General features: G+C 31.0%; 14 protein-coding genes. 7 read left to right on the top strand and 7 right to left on the bottom strand.

The annotated features are described in order from the left end of the window. Position 1 precedes the first annotated feature (1 nt). Positions 2-430 (top strand): response regulator transcription factor, encoded by a 429-nt coding sequence (locus CRV03_RS10495; protein ID WP_129085092.1) that lies wholly within the window; start codon positions 2-4, stop codon positions 428-430. A gap of 600 nt (positions 431-1,030) precedes the next feature. Here the strand turns inward: CRV03_RS10495 and CRV03_RS10505 are convergent. The 3 genes from CRV03_RS10505 to CRV03_RS10515 form a co-directional block, all read right to left on the bottom strand. After that, positions 1,031-1,684 (bottom strand): hypothetical protein, encoded by a 654-nt coding sequence (locus tag CRV03_RS10505; protein WP_129085094.1) that lies wholly within the window; start codon positions 1,682-1,684, stop codon positions 1,031-1,033. A gap of 523 nt (positions 1,685-2,207) precedes the next feature. Further along, the gene (locus CRV03_RS10510; protein ID WP_129085095.1) at positions 2,208-4,043 is read right to left on the bottom strand and encodes an ABC-F family ATP-binding cassette domain-containing protein; all 1,836 of its coding nucleotides are present in this window, start codon (positions 4,041-4,043) and stop codon (positions 2,208-2,210) included. A 73-nt stretch (positions 4,044-4,116) separates the two neighbouring features. Then, on the bottom strand, positions 4,117-4,890 hold the full coding sequence (locus CRV03_RS10515) for a hypothetical protein (RefSeq protein WP_164968652.1): 774 nt from the start codon (positions 4,888-4,890) through the stop codon (positions 4,117-4,119). 70 nt (positions 4,891-4,960) lie between these two features. Between CRV03_RS10515 and CRV03_RS10520 the strand changes: the two genes are divergently transcribed. Next, a complete protein-coding gene (locus CRV03_RS10520; protein WP_129085097.1) occupies positions 4,961-5,563 on the top strand; it encodes a DUF2238 domain-containing protein in 603 nt (200 codons plus the stop codon). A 102-nt stretch (positions 5,564-5,665) separates the two neighbouring features. Further along, positions 5,666-6,292 carry a PIN domain-containing protein gene (locus CRV03_RS10525; RefSeq protein WP_129085098.1) on the top strand — a complete coding sequence of 209 codons (627 nt, stop codon included), beginning with the start codon at positions 5,666-5,668 and terminating at the stop codon, positions 6,290-6,292. A gap of 56 nt (positions 6,293-6,348) precedes the next feature. Here the strand turns inward: CRV03_RS10525 and lpdA are convergent, their stop codons facing one another. The 3 genes from lpdA to aceE are packed head-to-tail and all read right to left on the bottom strand — an operon-like array spanning position 6,349 to position 12,553. Beyond that, the gene (gene lpdA, locus CRV03_RS10530; protein ID WP_129085099.1) at positions 6,349-8,130 is read right to left on the bottom strand and encodes a dihydrolipoyl dehydrogenase; all 1,782 of its coding nucleotides are present in this window, start codon (positions 8,128-8,130) and stop codon (positions 6,349-6,351) included. Positions 8,131-8,139: 9 nt separating this feature from the next. After that, positions 8,140-9,870 carry a dihydrolipoyllysine-residue acetyltransferase gene (gene aceF, locus CRV03_RS10535; RefSeq protein ID WP_129085100.1) on the bottom strand — a complete coding sequence of 577 codons (1,731 nt, stop codon included), beginning with the start codon at positions 9,868-9,870 and terminating at the stop codon, positions 8,140-8,142. Between the two features lie 10 nt (positions 9,871-9,880). Beyond that, positions 9,881-12,553: a pyruvate dehydrogenase (acetyl-transferring), homodimeric type gene (gene aceE, locus CRV03_RS10540; protein WP_129085101.1), complete on the bottom strand. Its 2,673-nt coding sequence runs from the start codon at positions 12,551-12,553 to the stop codon at positions 9,881-9,883. A 270-nt stretch (positions 12,554-12,823) separates the two neighbouring features. Here aceE and CRV03_RS10545 point away from each other — a divergent pair, with 270 nt between their 5' ends. Both CRV03_RS10545 and lipA read left to right on the top strand, forming a co-directional pair. After that, a complete protein-coding gene (locus CRV03_RS10545; RefSeq protein WP_129085102.1) occupies positions 12,824-13,564 on the top strand; it encodes a biotin/lipoate A/B protein ligase family protein in 741 nt (246 codons plus the stop codon). After that, positions 13,545-14,453: a lipoyl synthase gene (gene lipA, locus CRV03_RS10550; RefSeq protein ID WP_129085103.1), complete on the top strand. Its 909-nt coding sequence runs from the start codon at positions 13,545-13,547 to the stop codon at positions 14,451-14,453. Before CRV03_RS10545 ends, lipA begins: the two co-directional genes overlap by 20 nt. Before the next feature lie 27 nt (positions 14,454-14,480). Here lipA and CRV03_RS10555 read toward each other — a convergent pair whose 3' ends face one another. Then, the gene (locus CRV03_RS10555) at positions 14,481-15,215 is read right to left on the bottom strand and encodes an IclR family transcriptional regulator (protein ID WP_129085104.1); all 735 of its coding nucleotides are present in this window, start codon (positions 15,213-15,215) and stop codon (positions 14,481-14,483) included. 364 nt (positions 15,216-15,579) lie between these two features. On the opposite strand from CRV03_RS10555, the gene CRV03_RS10560 reads away from it, so the two are divergent. Both CRV03_RS10560 and CRV03_RS10565 read left to right on the top strand, forming a co-directional pair. Continuing rightward, positions 15,580-16,713 carry a CoA ester lyase gene (locus CRV03_RS10560; protein ID WP_129085105.1) on the top strand — a complete coding sequence of 378 codons (1,134 nt, stop codon included), beginning with the start codon at positions 15,580-15,582 and terminating at the stop codon, positions 16,711-16,713. Between the two features lie 15 nt (positions 16,714-16,728). Continuing rightward, positions 16,729-19,248 carry an aldolase/citrate lyase family protein gene (locus CRV03_RS10565; protein WP_129085106.1) on the top strand — a complete coding sequence of 840 codons (2,520 nt, stop codon included), beginning with the start codon at positions 16,729-16,731 and terminating at the stop codon, positions 19,246-19,248. Positions 19,249-19,255: the final 7 nt, after the last annotated feature.

A 19,255-nucleotide genomic window follows, 5' to 3' on the forward strand; every position in this document is an offset into this window, starting at 1 on the left:
AATGCAAAGTTTAAAAGAATTAGTAGAGTTTAGTAAAGGGTTAAAGATACTTTTTATTGAAGATAATCTTGATGTAAGAGAACAGTTAAACAAACTATTTGAAAACTTTTTTTCCAATATTGATGTATGTTTTAATGGCTTTGAAGCACTAGAAGAGTATAAAAAACATAAAACAGACAATGATAACTTTTATGACTTAGTAATTACAGATATAAGTATGCCCAAACTTGATGGAATAGAGCTTTGCAAAGAGATATTTAAAATAAATAAAGAACAGAAAGTATTAGTGATTTCTGCACACACTGAAAAAGAAAAGATAGCTCAACTAAATGAAATAGGTGTAACACATATACTTCAAAAACCTGTTGAGCATACTAGTTTAATAAGTACTCTTTCAAGCTTAATATCTAGTATTAAAGAGAGTAAATAGAAGAGAATTAAATCTGAAGACTATTCTGATATACTTCTTAAAAATATATGTGAGGTTCAAATGCTAGGACAATGTACACCCTATGGGTTTATAATCAAGTTAGTTATCATATTTTCATTAGCTGTAGTTGCAGTAACTATTACACAATTATTTACTAGTAACTCTATAATAAGTCTTATAGTATTTGTAGTCACCTATGGTGGTGCTGCGTATTTCTATCCTAAAGCTAAAGATTGCCAAATATAACAGGTTGTTGAATTTGTTTTTATAACTTATATTCTTGTGTTTTATAAGCTGTAACCAGATCAGTTTTTCATTAAAAAGATTTTCTATAGGTATTTTTTTATTAACCAGTCAATCAATTAATACATAACATTCTAAATTTCTTTCAATACATACAGCTTTTAATGAATTATTGAATGTATATTTTTCAATCAAATCATTTTTTAAACTTTTTAGATTTATTACTTTTGTATTAATGTTTAAGTCTTTTTTATTATAAAAAACGTATATACCAACATTAGACTAATTAAAACTATTGATATAATTAATTCTATTAACAAAAATGCTTCTTTAGTTTTTATTATGATACCTTATTATTTATACATAGAGTGCATTAGGTCGATTATTTTTAGTCAAACTATCTAAAGTAGCATTATTTTCATTGGTACGTTTTTCATATTTATTTAGAATATCATTCATATAGTTCATTGCATGAAATGGATCCATTTCCCAATCTGTGTAAGTTAAACTATTTTTATAATATTCTGGAAAAGATTTTATTTCATTTATAAACTCTTTTGATTCTACGTAATATTCAATATTCGGAAAGGGTGTACCACCTCCTGAAAAATCTGCTTTAGATTCATAATTTGGCTTCATTCGATTAGGCATTTCTGTGGGCATTTCAAAATCCATCAATGCTAATGGGAAAAAGACATTCTGAAGTTCTGTCGCAGGGTTACTATGTTTTAAATATGATTCTTGAGCCTTGCTAAACATGATTTCATTAAAAACATCATCTTCTGTTAGTTGACTCATTTTCTTTAAATAACCTGCACTACTCTGCAAAGATTTATCCTCTTTCGTCCATTCATATAAATCTTTTGCATCAATATTTTTATAATCCTCAAAACTAAAAGTATTAATATCAAATGGTTTACTCATATCAAATTTTATATCTGCACTATTACTTTTCTGAGTTTTTGAAGTTGTATATTCTAGTGTTACAGCTTGTGTTGATTGTACTTGCATTGCTTATCCTTTTCTAATTTACTATTACCTAGTTCTAAGATTTTTTTTCATAATCCCCCTTTAAAAATAATTATATTATATATATTAATATAATATTTGTCAATATATTAAGGTACTAATTAATATTATACTAGTATGATATTTTTCTTAAGGATATAAAATGGAAATCAATAGTAATTCATCTTCACATACAATTATTACAAACAAAGGATAAGTGTATGGCAAGAAAAAGCAGCTTTCTATCATATTGATCTGTCAATAGAAAACAGGATACTAAACTCTATATAGTCTTCTCCTTATCATCTAGTTTTTGGAACAAAATTATAAAATCTTACTTACTGGCTTTATAACCTTTATTTAGAGATATAATTTGTTCCCAAAAGTATTCAAGAAATAGAGTTTAGAGATTATCTCAAACTCTTAGGACTTTTTGAACAACAAATATTACTTTTTAAGTCATAAATTTAAAATTAATCTAGTATGTCCTCAAACAATATTGCCAACAATGAAAAAGTTCCACTCTCTAAATCTCTTCTAGCTTCTTATCATATAAAACCATCAACTCGTCTAATTTAAGTTGATTCTCTTCTAAAGATTCAAACATCTGCTCTACTTCATCTTCTTGTTTTTTGATAACTTGAGATAGCTCTATAATCTTGCTATTATCACCTTGATTTGAAGCTTGGATTAGTTCTGCTTGTTGTTTTTCAATGTGGTCTTCTATTTCCATAATAGAGTTTTCAAGTTTCTCAATCTTCTTTTTTAAAGGATTTGTTTCTTTACTTCTTTCTTGAATAATTGAAGCTCTTAACTTTTTGTTCTCTTTTTTATTTACTTTAGGTTGTTTTGGTTTCTCTTTTTGTTCTTCACCTTCTTCCTCTTCCCAACCAATTTTCTCTAAGAACTCATCATAAGTTCCATCAAAATAATCAGCTCCATCTTTTGCGAAAACAATAAGTCTATCACATACTTGTCTTAATAACTCTTCTGAGTGAGTTACAATGATACAAGAACCTTCAAAGTTTTTAATAGCTTTTGTAAGGGAATCAATTGATTGCATATCAAGGTGGTTTGTAGGCTCATCAAGAAACAGTAAGTTTACATCTTTTGCTAAGATTTGTCCTAGCATTACCCTACTTTTTTCTCCCCCTGATAAAAGTGAAATTTTCTTTTTAACATCATCTCCACTAAACATCATGGAACCACAAATACCCCTTACTGTAGCTTCAGGAAGTTTTGCATTTGAAACATAGATTTCATCCATAATTGTATTGTTTGGATTAAGATGAGAAATATTTGTTTGTCCAAAGTGACCAAAAGTAGTAGTTCCATGATAATCAATAGTTCCACTAAGTGGTTTTAGCTCTTTTGCAATATTATTTAGAAGTGTAGATTTACCCTTACCATTTTTACCAATGATTCCTAAAGTCTCACCTTTTTTTAGAGTAAAAGAGATATCTTTAAAAAGTATTTCATTCTCTTTATATCCAAAGCTTAAATCTTTTACATCAAGTAAAACCTTAGCAGGAGTATCTTTATAGTTAAAGTCAAACTCTAAAGTTGCTTCATCTACAATTGAATCCATCTCATCCATTTTTTCTAAAAGTTTAACTTTTGATTGAGCTTGAGCAGCTGTTGAAGCTCTTGCTTTATTTTTAGCAATAAACTCTTCTAACTCTTTTCTTTTCTTATCTTGTGCTTCTTTTTGTTTTTCATAGTGTTCATCATTTGCTTCAAGTTGAGCATAAAACTTATGAGTACTTCCTTCAAGCATAAATAAGGATTGTCTTACAATACCCATTGTATGTGTACAAACAGTATCCATAAAGTCTCTATCGTGAGTAATAAGTATCACTTCACCATCAAAGCTTTTTAAAAAGTTTTTTAACCATCTTAAAGAAAGGATATCTAAGTAGTTTGTAGGCTCATCTAGAAGTAATAAATTTGGTTCTGTAATTAAAAGTTTTGCTAGGTTTATCCTAATTTGATAACCACCAGAAAAAGATAAAGGATCTTTTTGTAAATCTTCATGAGAAAATCCTAGACCAAAAAGTATCTTTTCTACTTTATAAATAGAGTACTTGTCATCTTCGGCTAAAGCTAAAGCTGTTTCATCCACTAAAGTTTTTTCTGTAAAAACCAAGTGTTGTTTTAAAGCCCCAATCTTATAGTTCTTAGGAATTAGAATTTCCCCATCATCAGCTTGCTCTTCACCTAAAATAAGTTTAAAAAGTGTAGATTTACCTGTACCGTTTCTTCCTACAAGACCAACTCTTTGACCTTGTCCTAATATTAAATTTAAATCTGTAAATAGTGTCTTTTCACCAAAATGTTTTGAAAGATTTTTTAGTTGTATCATGATGCTCTTTATATATTTTGTTTTAAAAAGTGATTGTACAGTAAACTCAATTATACATCACTCAAAGAAAGTTTTACCAAACTTCATCAAAGCTTTTGTTCTCGTAAATATCTTTTGTAAGTTTAGTTAATCCTGTTTTTTCTAAGACTTTGATTACTTTTATTGGCCAAGTTTTTCTGTAGTTAAAAGAGTTTTTCTTTCCACCAATATGATTTATAAACTCTTCATTAAGTTCTTTTGTAAAAAGTATCTCTTTTCCATGCTTTTTAATCTGCTCATCTAAAAAGGCTCTTGCACCATTAAAAGCTTTAAAACGATTTTCATAACTTATCCAAAGGGTACAAAACTCTTCTATATTTTTAAGATTTGCTTTTTTCTTTGCTTCTTTATTATAATCAAAGTAATCAAGATTTGTAGTAGTTCCAGCTATACCTTTTGGTCTATAATCTTTTTTAAGACTCTTTGGTCTTTGTTTCCATACTAATTCATCTTTTAAAAAAGTTGCTATCTCTTTTTTATTGTATATTACTTTATATGGCTCTTTTGTATTTGGTAAATACAAAGAAGGTAGAGCCTTATCATTTTTATTTGCACCAAGGCTTAAGATATTTCCAGAAATAGAAGCTACATAACCTCTTCCATATCCAGACTCTACACTTGCTATTGCTAAGATAGCTGCTGGTGGCATATTGTGTTTCAAAGATATATCTACTGTTTCTTTTACTAAAGAGGAATAAAACTTCTTTACATGGATATATTTTCTATATGAAAAGTTTTTATCATAAGAGAATAAAAAGTTTGTAAGTAGTAGTAATATTAAAATATGTTTCATAATAAACTTTATCATAATTTTCTTTTTATTGAAATATATTATAAAGTTACCTAGAAAAGAGTATACTTTAAAAAGAGGAGATATAATGGAAAAGTCTCATAAAATCATCTATAGTATTTATATATTGATTTGGATTATTTTAGCAATAAACCCTAAATATCCAGAAGACTGGTTTTTGGAAAATATATTAGTATTTCTACTTTTTCCATTTGTACTTTGGTCTGATATAAAATACAAATACACTCTTTTAAGTATCTTTTTCCTTTTAATATTTGCAAGTTTACACTCACTTGGTGCTCACTTTACATATGCCCAAATGGAGTACTTTGATTTTATAACACAACTCTTTGGCTTTGAAAGAAATCATTTTGATAGAGTAGTACATTTTCTTTTTGGACTACTTGTTTTTAGAAGTTTATTTGAGATAGTTGTTGTTTATTCAAATAGTTTAAAAAGTGCCCTATTTTTTACTTTTACTTTAGTGGTTTGTATTGCTACAATTTATGAATTAGTAGAATGGTTTGCAGCAGTTACTTTCTACCCTGAATTAGGAATGGCTTTCTTAGGAACACAAGGAGATATTTGGGATGCACATAAAGATACACTTTTAGCTTGTATTGGTGCACTTATTAATATAATGTTTTATAATCATTACAAAAAGCTATGGGTTTTAAAGAAATTTAAATAAAATAACCTAAACTACACAATAAAAAAGCTTCTTTTATAAATAATAATAATTTTTCTCTCCTTTAAGAAATATTCTTATAAGATATAATATTAAAGGATATTTATGAGTGCAAATAAACCTAGTAAGAAAAACTATATCTTTATTGATTTTGAAAATGTGCAACCTTCATCACTAAACATTCCAGAAAACAACAACTACAAAGTTTTCATTTTTGTTGGAGCAAACCAAAAGAAAATACCTGTAGAACTTGCAACATCTATACAAAATCTAGGAAACAAAGCTGAATACATAATTATAAATGGAGTTGGTAAAAATGCATTAGATTTTCATATTGCTTTTTATATAGGAAAACTAAGTGTAACTGAACCTACTGCTTTTTTTCATATAATATCAAAGGACACTGGATATGATGTATTGATTTCACATCTAAAAGAAAAAAAGATATCTGTCTACAGATATACAAATTTCAATGAAATCCCACTTGTAAAGAAGTCTACTTTTGAAACACTCTCAGCAAATGCACAAATCACTGAAATAGCTGATTACTTAGTAAGAAGAGGAAATGCAAAACCTAGAAAGGTAAATACTCTAGCAAATACTATTATGTCTATATCTGGAAGAACTTTATGTCAAGAAAAAATAAATGATTTAATAAACCTTTTAGAACAGAAAAAAATGATAACAATAAAAGATAAAAGTGTTACATATAAGTTAAGAAATAGCAAATAAATAAGCCCATCTTCAAAAGAAGATAGGCTTATTTCAAATTGTTTAAACAGTTTAAACTATTTTTTCTTTACAGCTTTTTTATTTGGTAAGTCAGTAATACTTCCATGGAAGATTTCTGCACACATACCAACTGATTCGTGTAAAGTTGGGTGAGCATGAATTGTTAATCCAATATCTTCAGCATCACAATCCATTTCAAGAGCTAATGAAATTTCACCAAGTAATTCACCTGCATTTTCACCAACTAAAGAACCACCGATTAATTGGTGAGTATCTTTATCAAAGATTAGTTTTGTCATACCTGTTTCAGATACATCTGAAGCTAATGCTCTACCAGAAGCAGACCAAGGGAATGATGCAACCTCATAGTTGATTCCAGCCTCTTTTGCTTCAATTTCACTCATACCAGCAGTTGCAATTTCTGGGAATGTATATGCAATACCAGGAATTTGTTTAGGTTCAAAGAATACTTTGTGACCTGCGATAACTTCTGCTGCAACATGACCTTCATGTACTGCTTTATGAGCAAGCATTGGTTGACCAATAATATCACCAATAGCAAAGATATGAGGAACTTTTGTTCTCATTTGATTATCTACAGAGATAAATCCTTTATCATCAACTTCAACACCAGTATTTTCTAATCCTATGTTTAATCCATTTGGAGTTCTACCCATAGCAACTAATACTGCGTCATAAGTTTGAGGTTCAGCAGGTGCATTATCACCTTTAAACTCTACATAAATACCCTCTTGCTTAGGAATGATAGCTTGAGTTTGAGTTTTAAACATAAAGTTAAACTTCTTCTCATTTGCTTTTGTATATACCTTAACGATATCTTTATCAGTTCCTGTCATAACTTGAGGACCTCTAACAACTACATCAATCTCAGACCCTAATCTTTGATATACAGTAGCCATTTCAAGACCAATAATTCCACCACCCATTACAAGTAGTCTTTTTGGAACTTCTTTTACTTCAAGTGCATTTGTAGAATCCCAAATTCTTGGATCTTCATGAGGAATGAATCCCATTTTAGAAGACTGAGAACCAGCTGCAATAATACAATTATCAAATGAAACTTTAGTTTGTTCACCCTCTTTATCTGTATGATTTACAATAACAGTATGCTCATCTACAAATTTAGCAACACCTTGAACAACAGTTACTTTTCTCATTTTAGCCATAGCAGACAGACCATCAGTAAGTTTTTTAACAACTCCTGATTTATATGCTGCTACACCTGGTAAATCAATTTCTGGTTTAGGGAACTTGATACCAGCATGCTCAATATGTGCAGCTTCATCAATAACTTTAGCAACATGAAGTAATGCTTTTGAAGGAATACAACCAACATTTAAACAAACTCCACCTAAAGTTGGGTGTCTTTCTACTAAAACAGTATCTAAACCTAAGTCAGCACATCTAAATGCAGCAGAATATCCACCAGGACCTGCTCCAATTACAAGAACTTGACCTTTTACTTCTTTTGCATTAGCACTTACTTCAACATTTGAAGGTGCTGGTTTAGAAGCAGCAGGTGCAGCTGTAGGAGCTGCTTTTGCTTCTTCTTTAACTGGCTCAGCTGCTGCTTCATCTTGAACTTCAACTCTAGCAATTAAATCACCAGAGTTTACTTTATCTCCAACTTTCACAAGAATCTCTTTGATAATTCCTGCTTCTGTTGTTGGAACGTCCATAGAAGCTTTTTCAGTCTCTAAAGTGATAAGTCCATCTTCTACTTCAACTTCATCACCAACTTCAACCATAACTTCAATTAAATCTACATCTTTATCTGCACCTAAATCAGGAATAAGAATATCAACAATTTTACCCATCTGTACTCCTTATAGACTTAATAGTCTGATGTCACTTAAAAGCTTAGATAATGTAGTAGTAAATCTAGCACCATCAGCTCCATCAATTACTTTGTGGTCATAAGATAATGATAATGGTAACATTAATCTTGGTACAAAGTTTTCTCCATCCCATACTGGTTTCATTTCAGATTTAGATAATCCTAAAATTGCAACTTCAGGAGCATTAATGATTGGAGTAAATTTAGTTCCTCCAATTCCACCTAAAGAAGAAATTGTAAATGATGCACCTTGCATATCAGCTGATTTAAGTTTACCTTCTCTAGCTCTGCTTGAGATATCTGCCATTTCAAGAGCAATCTCTTTGAAACCTTTTTTATCAACATCTTTGATTACAGGAACTACAAGACCATTTGGAGTATCAACTGCAATTGCAATATTGAAGTATTTCTTCATAATCAGACTTTGTCCATCTGCACTTAATGAAGCATTGAATTTTGGATGAATTTCAAGTGCTTTAGCTACTGCTTTAACTACAAATACTAATGGAGATAATTTAAATCCATCTGCAATTGCATTTTGTGCTTTTCTAAAGCTTTCCATCTCAGTAATATCTGATTCATCAAATTGAGTAACGTGAGGCATTGAAACCCAGTTTCTATGTAATGATGGTCCAGAAATCTTTTGAATTCTACTAAGCTCAACAGTTTCAATCTCACCAAATTGTGAGAAATCAATCTCTTTAAGCTCAGGGAAGTTAAATCCAAGACCTGTTCCAGTTCCTGCAGCTGCTACTGCTGGTTTAGATAATTGCTCTTTTACATAAGCTTTAATATCGTCTTTAAGGATTCTTCCTTTTCTACCAGTTCCTTTTACAAAACCTAAGTCAACACCAAACTCTCTTGCAACTTTTCTAACTGAAGGAGAAGCATAGATTTTCTTAGCTTTTTCAGTTAATACAGATGTAGCTTCAGGTGCACTTACTGCTGCAACTTCTTGAACAGTTGTAGTTTTCTTTGGCTCTTCTTTTTTAACTGGTTCTTCTTTTTTAGCTGGAGTTGGAACTTTTGATTCCATAACTACAGTTTTAACCATTTTTGCAATTAAATCACCAGAATTTACTTTCATTCCAGCTTCAACTGCTAATTCAATAATCTCACCTGCAAATGGAGCTGGTACATCCATAGAAGCTTTTTCAGTCTCTAAAGTAATAAGACCGTCTTCAAACTCTACTGTATCACCAACTGAAACCATTACATCAATTAAATCAACATCTTTATCCGCACCTAAATCTGGTACATGAACTTCTTCAACTACAGAACAAATAGTTTGCTCATTTACAAATTGACAAGAGATTTCTGCACCAGCTGCTGAAATAGCTTTTAATTCAGCTTCTGCTGCTTCTAATCCCATTGGTTCAGATGAATCAGCTGCAGGAGCTGCTGCAACTTCTTCTGTTTTTTGTTCTTGCACAGGAGCGGCTGGAGCTTCTTCAACTTTCTCTTCAGCTGTACCCTCTTCTTCAACTTCAACTCTAGCGATTAAATCACCAGAGTTTACTTTATCTCCAACTTTTACAAGAATTTCTTTAATAACGCCTGCATGAGTTGTAGGAACATCCATAGAAGCTTTTTCAGTCTCTAAAGTAATAAGACCATCTTCAACTTCTACAGTTTCACCAACTTCAACCATGATTTCAATTAAATCAACGTCTTTGTCCGCTCCTAAATCAGGAATAAAAATATCTACTAAAGTACTCATCTTTTACTCCTTATGCTTTTAGTGGGTTTAGTTTATTTGCATCAATATTGTATTTTTTCATTGCTTCAGTAACAACTGATTTTTCAACTTTACCTAATTTAGCTAATTGTGCTAATGTAGTAAATACAATATAGTTAGTATCAACTTCGAAGAACGTTCTTAAGTTCGCTCTACTATCTGATCTTCCGAATCCATCAGTTCCTAATGCTTTAAATGTTCCTTTTACAAATGGAGCAATTTGCTCAGAGTATGATTTCATGTAATCAGTTGCAGAGATAATAATGTTTTCATCATCACTTCCAAGAACTTGGTCAACATATGCAATCTCATCTTCAGCATCAACATTTAAGAAGTTTCTTCTTTCAACGTCTTGTGCTTCTCTTGTTAATTCATTATATGAAGTAGCAGAGTAAATATCTGAAGCGATTCCATACTCGTTTGCTAAAATATCAGCTGCTGCTAATACTTGTTGGAAAATTGAACCAGAACCTAATAATTTAACTTTGAAGTTCTCTTTAGCATCAACAGTTTTAAACTTATAGATACCTTTTAAAATTCCTTCTTCAACACCTTCTGGCATTGCAGGTTGTTTGTAGTTCTCATTTAATGTTGTTAAGTAATAGAATACATCTTCTTGGTTTTCACCATACATTCTTTCAATACCTTTTTGAACGATAACTGCAAGCTCATATCCAAATGTTGGGTCATAAGATACACAGTTAGGTACTGTATTAGCAATAATGTGTGAATGTCCATCTTCGTGTTGTAAACCTTCACCATTTAATGTAGTTCTACCTGATGTTCCACCAACTAAGAAACCTCTAGCCATTTGGTCACCTGCTGCCCAAGTGATATCACCTGTTCTTTGGAATCCAAACATTGAGTAGAAGATATAGAATGGAATCATTGGACAATCATTTACAGAGTATGAAGTTGCTGCTGCAATCCAAGAACCCATAGCACCAAGCTCATTAATACCTTCTTGAAGTACTTGACCTTTTTTATCTTCTTTATAGTATGCAACTTGGTCTCTATCTTGAGGAATATATTGTTGACCTTCAGAAGAGTAGATACCTAATTGTCTAAACATACCTTCCATACCAAATGTTCTAGCTTCATCTGGAACGATTGGAACAACTCTTTTTCCAATTTTCTTATCTTTAACTAATACATTTAAGATTCTTACGAATGCCATAGTTGTAGAAATTTCTCTATCTCCACTTCCATCTAATACAGCTTTGAATTTATCTAAAGTAGGAATTTCAAGCTTTTCAGTGAACTTTGGTCTTCTTTGAGGAAGTGCTCCATGTAATTCAGCTCTTCTTTCTTTCATATATTTCATTTCTTCTGAATCTTCAGCAAATGTATAATATGGGTAGTTCTCTAAATCTTCATCAGAAACTGGAATTCTGAATCTATCTCTAAATTGTTTTAATGAATCAGTGTCAACTTTTTTAACACCGTGAGCAATATTTTTACCTTCTGCTGCTTCACCCATTCCATAACCTTTTACAGTTTTTGCTAGGATTACAGTTGGTCTATCTTTAGTCTCTTGTGCCGCTTTATATGCTGCATAAACTTTTAATGGGTCATGTCCACCTCTGTTTAATGCAAAAATTTCAGCATCAGACATATTTTCAACTAATTTTGCAGTTTCTGGGTATTTATTAAAGAAGTTCTCTCTTGTGTAAGCTCCACCTTTTTGTTTAAAGTTTTGGTACTCACCATCAACAGTCTCTTCCATAAGTTGAAGAAGTTTTCCAGATGTATCTTTTCTTAATAGTTCATCCCAATGTCTTCCCCAGATTACTTTAACTACTCTCCATCCATTTCCTCTGAAGTTACCTTCAAGCTCTTGAATGATTTTACCGTTTCCTCTTACTGGACCATCAAGTCTTTGTAAGTTACAGTTAATAACGAATACTAAGTTATCTAGTCCTTCTCTACCTGCAAGTCCAATTGCACCTAATGATTCTGGCTCATCACACTCACCATCACCCATATAACAATATACTTTTTGTTCAGAACAATCTTTGATTCCTCTATCTGTTAAGTATTTTAAGAATCTTGCTTGATAAATTGCTTGAATTGGTCCAAGACCCATTGATACTGTTGGGAACTGCCAATACTCAGGCATAAGTTTTGGGTGTGGGTATGAAGATAATCCATCTTCCAATGCTTCTTGTCTGAAGTTATCCATTTGTTCTTGAGAAATTCTTCCCTCAACAAAAGATCTTGCATAAATACCAGGAGCAATATGTCCTTGATAAAAAATTAAATCTCCACCATCTTTTTCATTTGGTGCTCTAAAGAAGTGATTAAATCCAACATCATATAATGTAGCAGATGATTGGAAAGATGCGATGTGTCCACCAAGCTCTAAGTTCTTTTTAGATGCTCTTTGTACCATCATTGCTGCATTCCATCTGATAGCAGATCTGATTTTCTTTTCAATATCTCTATCACCTGGCATTTTAGGTTCATCGTTTACATCAATACTATTTAAATATGCTGTAGTTGCCTTAAAAGGTAAGTAAGTTCCTTTTCTTCTAGCTTTATCAATTAGTTTTTCTAAAAGATAATGTGCTCTTCTAGGTCCTTCTGTTTCTAATACTGCATCTAAGGCCTCTATCCACTCTTGTGTTTCAGCCGGATCAATATCATTTAAGTTTAAATCTGACATTTGCGTTTCCTTGTAAAGAATTTACTAGATTTACTAGTGTTTTTGAATGAACATATGTTCATTGTGTAAAAATTGTGTAGCTATTCGTACCGTCAAGTCGAATTATGAACATATGATACTTTAATATTTTTAATTTTTACTTAATTAAAATTTTAGTAATATTCACTTAAGTTTGATGATAAAAAAAAGAAATATAATGGAAAAAAGAGTCAGAAAATTTACCTATTTTTTTATGACTTTTTAAATAAACTTTTTGGGTTGACTTTACATATGAAAGATAAAAAAAGTAAATTTAGAGTAATTAAATCGGCAAAAGCAAGTGCAAAAAATAACATGGCAAGTGATGATGCATTACTATCATGTTACAAAGAAAATAACTTGCCAATACTAAGGGTTTATTATTGGGATAAATCCTTTACTATTGGTATTTCTCAAGACTTTGAGATGTATAGCTTTAAAGATGAATATAACGAAAACTATGCCAAAAGAATTACAGGTGGTGGAGTATTATTTCATGGACATGATGTTTCATACTCATTAGTTATACCTGTTAATCTTTTAGAGGGTTTAAATATAAAAGAATCTTATGAGTTCATTTGTACGTTTATTATAAATTTTTACAAAAAATTAAACTTAGATGCAAGATACGCTAAAGATATTGAAGAGATTGATTTATCAAAAAGTGAATTTTGTCAAGTAGGTTTTGAAGCATATGACATTATTGTAAACGGAAAAAAAGTTGGCGGTAATGCACAAAGAAGAACCAAAAAAGCGATATTTCAACATGGTTCAATACCATTAAAGAGTCTAAACGATAAGTATGATGAGAAAATAGGTACAACATTAGAAGATTTTGACATAAATTTAGAATTTGATAAGGCATGTGTGTTACTAATCGAAGCATTTAATGAGACATTTAATGTTGAATTAGAACATAGTGAATTAACAGAAGAAGAGATTGCTAAAAAAAATCAGCTACTAAAGGATAAATATGACTATAGCAGAAAATAAACTTACACCAAGAAAAAAAGTTGATTTCAAAAAACCAGAATGGTTAAGAAAAAAACTTGTGCCACATGCACAAAAAGAGATGGAAGCCTTACTTGGAGAACATGGATTACATACAATTTGCCAAGAAGCAAAGTGTCCAAATATTTCAGAGTGTTATGCAAAGAAAAATGCAACATTTATGATTTTAGGTGACTTATGTACTAGAAGATGCCAATACTGTAATGTAAAAACAGGAAACCCTAATGGTTACGTAAATCAAGAAGAAGTAGAAAAGATTACACTATCTGTTCAGAAACTAGGATTAAAATTTGTAGTTATTACTAGTCCTGCTAGAGATGATTTAAAAGATGGTGGAGCAAATCACTTTTATGAAGTTACACAAAGTATATTAAAAAATACAGAAGATACTCAAGTTGAAATACTTATCCCTGATTTTCAAGCAAAAGATGAATCTTTACAAAAAGTTGTTGACTCAGGTGCTGTGATTATTGGGCATAATATTGAAACAGTTCCATCAATGTATAAAATTAGAAAAGGTTCAACATATCAAAGATCACTTGATGTTCTTAGAAGATTAAAAGAGCTTGGTGGAAATAAAATAAAAACAAAATCTGCATTAATGGTTGGTCTGGGAGAAACAGAAGAAGAGATGGTTCAAGTATTTAAAGACCTAAGAGAAGTTGGCTGTGAATTTTTAAGTATTGGTCAATATTTAGCACCAAGTGGTGATTATGCAAAAGTAAAAGAGTTTGTTCACCCTGATCAATTCGATAGATATAAAAAACTTGCAAAAGAGTTAGGGTTCTCTTTTGTACACTCTACACCATATGCTAGAAGTTCTTATTTAGCGCATGAATATTTATCAAACAACAAAGGAACAGTTCTTTAGAAGTCCCTTTTTAAGCATAGTATCTATTTAGATATTATGCTTATTTACTATTAAAAATATCTCTTGACCTATTTTATGTAGTGTCTCTAAATCAAGTCTTACAGAAAGTCCAGATACACCAATTGTTGCAATTAGTTTATTTTTCTTATTAAAATATGGTACTGCAACAGACCGCAATCCAAACTCATGTTCTTCATTTCCTATTGCATAACCTCTTTCTTGAATTAGTTCTAACTCTTTTTGAAGTTTTGTTGTAGAAGTTATTGTATTACTTGTATGTTTTTTTAACTTCAAATTTTTTATTTCTATATCTGAAAAGGCTAATAAAATCTTACCAAAACCATTTGTATGAAGTGGAGTTTTTAATCCAACAGAGTTTCTAGTTTTTAAAACCCTATTTGAGTTATCTACTTGATTTAAATATAAAACAGCACCCTCTTCTAATACACCCACGTATGCACACTCATTTGAAACCTCGTGAATCTCTTCTAAGATTGCTTTTGTTTTCTCTACAATTCTATCTCTATCTTCATCTTCTAAAATATTTTGCATGAAGTCACTTAAAATTATCTCTTTAGTATTATCTTTATACTCTATAAACTCTTCATCTATTAGTGTTGTAATAAGTCTTGACATTGTACTTTTATCAATAACAAGTTTTTGACATAATGTATTTGCAGTTAAAGGTTTAGTGGCAATCATAATCTCTTTTAAAATTCTAAGTCCTCTTGACAAAGATTTATTTCGATTGTTTTGTACCAACTCTACTCCTAGTCATTTCTATTAAGGCTGTTATATTAGCATTTTTGTATTTAAAAGTAGGAAAATGTCACCAAATATATATTTTCGTTACATTTTAGGTAACAAATTTTGAAAAAAATATTTTACTATCTGTGACAACTTTTTTAAATTTTCTCACTATATGCAACTTTTTTCTGAACATATTCTAATAAGCCTATTTCATGGGCTATTGACAAATTATTATTTTTTGCTTAAAATAAATAACTAGTTTAATTCTTTTGGTTTCACTTATGAAATGTATGGATTAATTTCAGTGTCAGAAGAATAAATAGTCTGAAAAATTATTGAAAATTCTTCAATAAAATAAAAAAGAAGAGGTACTATCATGACTGCATCAGTTGTAGATTTATCAAAACTAACAGCAAATGATGATTTAACTCCTGTGTTAGGTGGACACTGGCCAGGAATTCAAATATATTATCCGCCAATCAAATTCAATCCATTAGATGGAAGCTATGAAACAATGGAGCAAGCAAAGCTTAGATTACAAAAGCATGCTTATAAAACAAAAGCTCACACTGTTTTATTTGACCTTGAAGATGGTTGTAGACAAAAAGCTATGTCAAGAAAACTTTTAATCGAAGAATTACCAAAATTCCCAGAGAGAGATTTCCAAATAGCTATAAGAATTAATCCATTCAGAACAGATGAGTATGAAGAGGATTTAAAAATGTTAAAGCAAGTGCATAAGTATATTGATGCAATCGTTTTAGCAAAAGCTGGAGAAGTATATGGAGATGCAGAGATTAGAGACTTATCTTCATGGTTAGTTTCAATTGGAAGTAATTTACAAATTCAACCAATTATTGAGCACCCAAAATCTTTACAAATTGCAGACAAATTAATGAGCCACTCTACAGTTAAACACGTAGTATTTGGTATTCACGATTTCTCTAAAGCAATGGCTTATAAAATCACTCCTGAGGGATGGATTGATGAGTTAGAGACTTTCTTTAACATTCTTACTATGGAAGCAAGAGTTAAAGGTAAAGGTGTAATTGGTGGGGTTGAAGTATTATTAACACCAAACTCTTTACCAGATTCATGTGTTGAGAAAAAAGATATCAGAAGATGGTTAGATTTACATGGTGATGATGCATCAAGACATGTTTATGCTCACGCTAAAAGAGAAACTGCAATGGGATTAACAGGTAAACAAGTTATTACTCCAAATCACATTAATGTTTGTAAAGTTGCATTTACTCCATCTCCAAATGAGATTGCAAAAGATGTTGATATTTTACAAGAAGCTATTAAAGCTGATGCACTATTATCTGGTGCAATTAGATACAAAGGTGAAATGTTAGATCCACCAATGTTTGGTAAATCTTTACAGAACCTATTAAGAGCTTATGCATTAAATAGTCTTTCTAAAGAAGATGAAGCATTTGCAGTAAATGTATTAAATAGAATGCCTTTACACACATTTAAAGAAAACTGGCCATACGGTCTAATCTAAGAAAGGAAGTCAAAAATGAGTTCAACTATTGAAATCGAAGTACCAGAATTTTTAAATATTGGTGTTGCTTGTACATCTGCACACCTTGGTACAAAGAATGAAAATAATACAGCAATGATTATCGAAGATGATAAATTAGGGACTGATGAGATAACTTATAAAGATTTATCAGAAAAATCTGACCAAGTTTGTAACTTCCTTACATCTATTGGAATTGGTGCAAGAGATAGAGTTTTAGTTTGTTTAAAAAACTCTTTAGCATACCCAATTTCATTTTTTGGAGCAATTAAAGCAGGTATTATCGCTGTACCTACATCTACACTTTTAAGTGGTTCAGAAGTTAAATATTTAGCAGAAGATTCACAAGCAAGTGCAATTGTATTATCAGCTTCTATGTATGAGAACCTTGTTCCATATTTAGAAAACTGTGATAACTTAAAAACAATTATCGTTGCTGCAACTGATAGTGTTGAAGATTTAAAAAAGCCTAAGGGAATTAATGTTTACGCGTTAAATGAAATCTTAAAAAATACAGATAAAACGCCTAATCACTATAACTCAAAAGCTGGTGAGCCTGCATATTTAGTATATACATCTGGAACAACTGGTTTCCCTAAAGGTGTTTTACACTCACATAGATCATTAGTTGGAAGAACTCCTGCTACTGAATATTGGTTTAACTTTAAAGAGAATGATAGAATCATGCACTCTGGTAAGTTCAACTGGACATATGTATTAGGTTCAGCATTAATGGATCCATTATTTAATGGACACACTGTTATTGCATATGAAGGTGCAAATGACGCTGGAACGTGGGTTGATTTAATCAAAAAACACAATTGTACTATTTTCATTGGTGTTCCAACGATTTATAGACAAATCATTCAAAAGACTGACTTCACAATTGAAGATTGTCCATCATTAAGATATTGTATGTCTGCTGGTGAGCACCTTTCAACTGAGATGATTGAGTTATGGAGAGATAGATTTAAACAAGATATCTTTGAAGCAATTGGTATGTCTGAGTGTTCATACTATATTTCTCACTCTGTAAATAATCCAATTAGACCAGGGTCTGCTGGATTTGTTCAACCAGGTCACACAGTTAAATTACTTGACCCAGATACACTAGAAGAAGTTGGTGTTGAAGAAGAAGGTATGATTTGTATCGGTATTGATGATCCAGGTCTATTCTTAGAGTACTGGCAACTTGAAGATGAAACATCTAAAGCTAAGCATGATGGATACTTCTTTACAGGAGATTATGCAAAAAGAGATAAAGATGGTTATATCTGGTTCATTGGTAGAAAAGATGATATTATCAACACATTTGGATTTAGAGTATCTCCACACGAAGTTGAAAGAGTTGTAAAAACTCATCCTTTAGTAGCAGATTGTGTAGCATTTGGATTTGACTTAGCTAAAGATAAAACATTAGTGGCGATTGCTGTAATTGGACATGAAGAATTAACTGAAGCTCAACAAGAAGAGGTTCTTAAATTCTCTCAAGATAATCTTGCTAAATACAAAGCACCAAAGAAAATCTTTGCAATGGCTGATTATCCAAGAACTAAGAATGGTAAAGTTCTTAGAAAACAACTTGTAAAAAATCTACATGAGCTTGAAAATGCACATGCAAGAGGTGAAGAAGTAATTGAATATAAAGCTAGAAGATCTATGTTATTCGTACCGTCATACAATAAACATAACGTAGAAAAAGCTAAATCTGTACTTGCAGACAGCGTTATATTCGACCTTGAAGCTATCTTACATGAGCAAAGAGAAGTTGGTAGAGAAGTTGTTAGAGATGTTTATAAAAACCAAGGTTGTAAGTTCGGTGAGTCTGAAAGAATCCTAAGAATCAATAACCTAGGAAGTGAAGATTTACAAAAAGATTTAGAATTAGCAAAAGAGATTGAGCTTGATGCTTTACTATTCTCTAAAATTGATACTAAAGAAGATGTACTAGAAGCAGTTAAATTAATTGATGAAGTTAACCCTGAGTTAACATTAATGATTATGATTGAAACTCCACTATCTGTACTAAATATCCAAGAGATTTGTGCAGCAAGTCCAAGAGTTGAAGTTGTAGTTGTTGGTTCAAATAAGTTAGCTAACAGACTTCATATTGATATCAAAAAAGGTTCAAAAGCAATGTTTAACTACCTATCGCAAATTGCACTTGCTGCAAAAGCATATGGTAAAACTGTTATTGATGGACCACACTTTGATGTTCATGATGAGTTTGCTTGTGAAGATTCAACTAAAGATGCGTTTAACTTAGGATTTGATGGTAAATCACTGATTCACCCAGTTCAAATTGAGTATATCAATGATATCTTTACTCCTAAACAAAAAGAAGTTGAAGATTATGAAGCAATGATTAATGAATACGAAGAAGCTAAAAAACAAGGTAAAGAAGTAATTATGCATAACAACAAGCTTGTTGATGGTTCTAGAATTAAATGGGCTAGAAAAATGATTACTCTTTATGAGACATATAAATCATTAGGTCAAAACCTATTTGGTAAATAAGGAGAAG

Source organism: Arcobacter sp. F155 (genome assembly GCF_004116455.1).
GTDB lineage: Bacteria > Campylobacterota > Campylobacteria > Campylobacterales > Arcobacteraceae > Halarcobacter.

Coding starts and splice junctions, on each gene's coding strand:
- CRV03_RS10495 (WP_129085092.1), top strand. CDS start 2: ATGCAAAGTTTAAAAGAATTAGTAGAGTTTAGTAAAGGGTTAAAGATA.
- CRV03_RS10505 (WP_129085094.1), bottom strand. CDS start 1,684: ATGCAAGTACAATCAACACAAGCTGTAACACTAGAATATACAACTTCA.
- CRV03_RS10510 (WP_129085095.1), bottom strand. CDS start 4,043: ATGATACAACTAAAAAATCTTTCAAAACATTTTGGTGAAAAGACACTA.
- CRV03_RS10515 (WP_164968652.1), bottom strand. CDS start 4,890: ATGATAAAGTTTATTATGAAACATATTTTAATATTACTACTACTTACA.
- CRV03_RS10520 (WP_129085097.1), top strand. CDS start 4,961: ATGGAAAAGTCTCATAAAATCATCTATAGTATTTATATATTGATTTGG.
- CRV03_RS10525 (WP_129085098.1), top strand. CDS start 5,666: ATGAGTGCAAATAAACCTAGTAAGAAAAACTATATCTTTATTGATTTT.
- lpdA (WP_129085099.1), bottom strand. CDS start 8,130: ATGGGTAAAATTGTTGATATTCTTATTCCTGATTTAGGTGCAGATAAA.
- aceF (WP_129085100.1), bottom strand. CDS start 9,870: ATGAGTACTTTAGTAGATATTTTTATTCCTGATTTAGGAGCGGACAAA.
- aceE (WP_129085101.1), bottom strand. CDS start 12,553: ATGTCAGATTTAAACTTAAATGATATTGATCCGGCTGAAACACAAGAG.
- CRV03_RS10545 (WP_129085102.1), top strand. CDS start 12,824: ATGAAAGATAAAAAAAGTAAATTTAGAGTAATTAAATCGGCAAAAGCA.
- lipA (WP_129085103.1), top strand. CDS start 13,545: ATGACTATAGCAGAAAATAAACTTACACCAAGAAAAAAAGTTGATTTC.
- CRV03_RS10560 (WP_129085105.1), top strand. CDS start 15,580: ATGACTGCATCAGTTGTAGATTTATCAAAACTAACAGCAAATGATGAT.
- CRV03_RS10565 (WP_129085106.1), top strand. CDS start 16,729: ATGAGTTCAACTATTGAAATCGAAGTACCAGAATTTTTAAATATTGGT.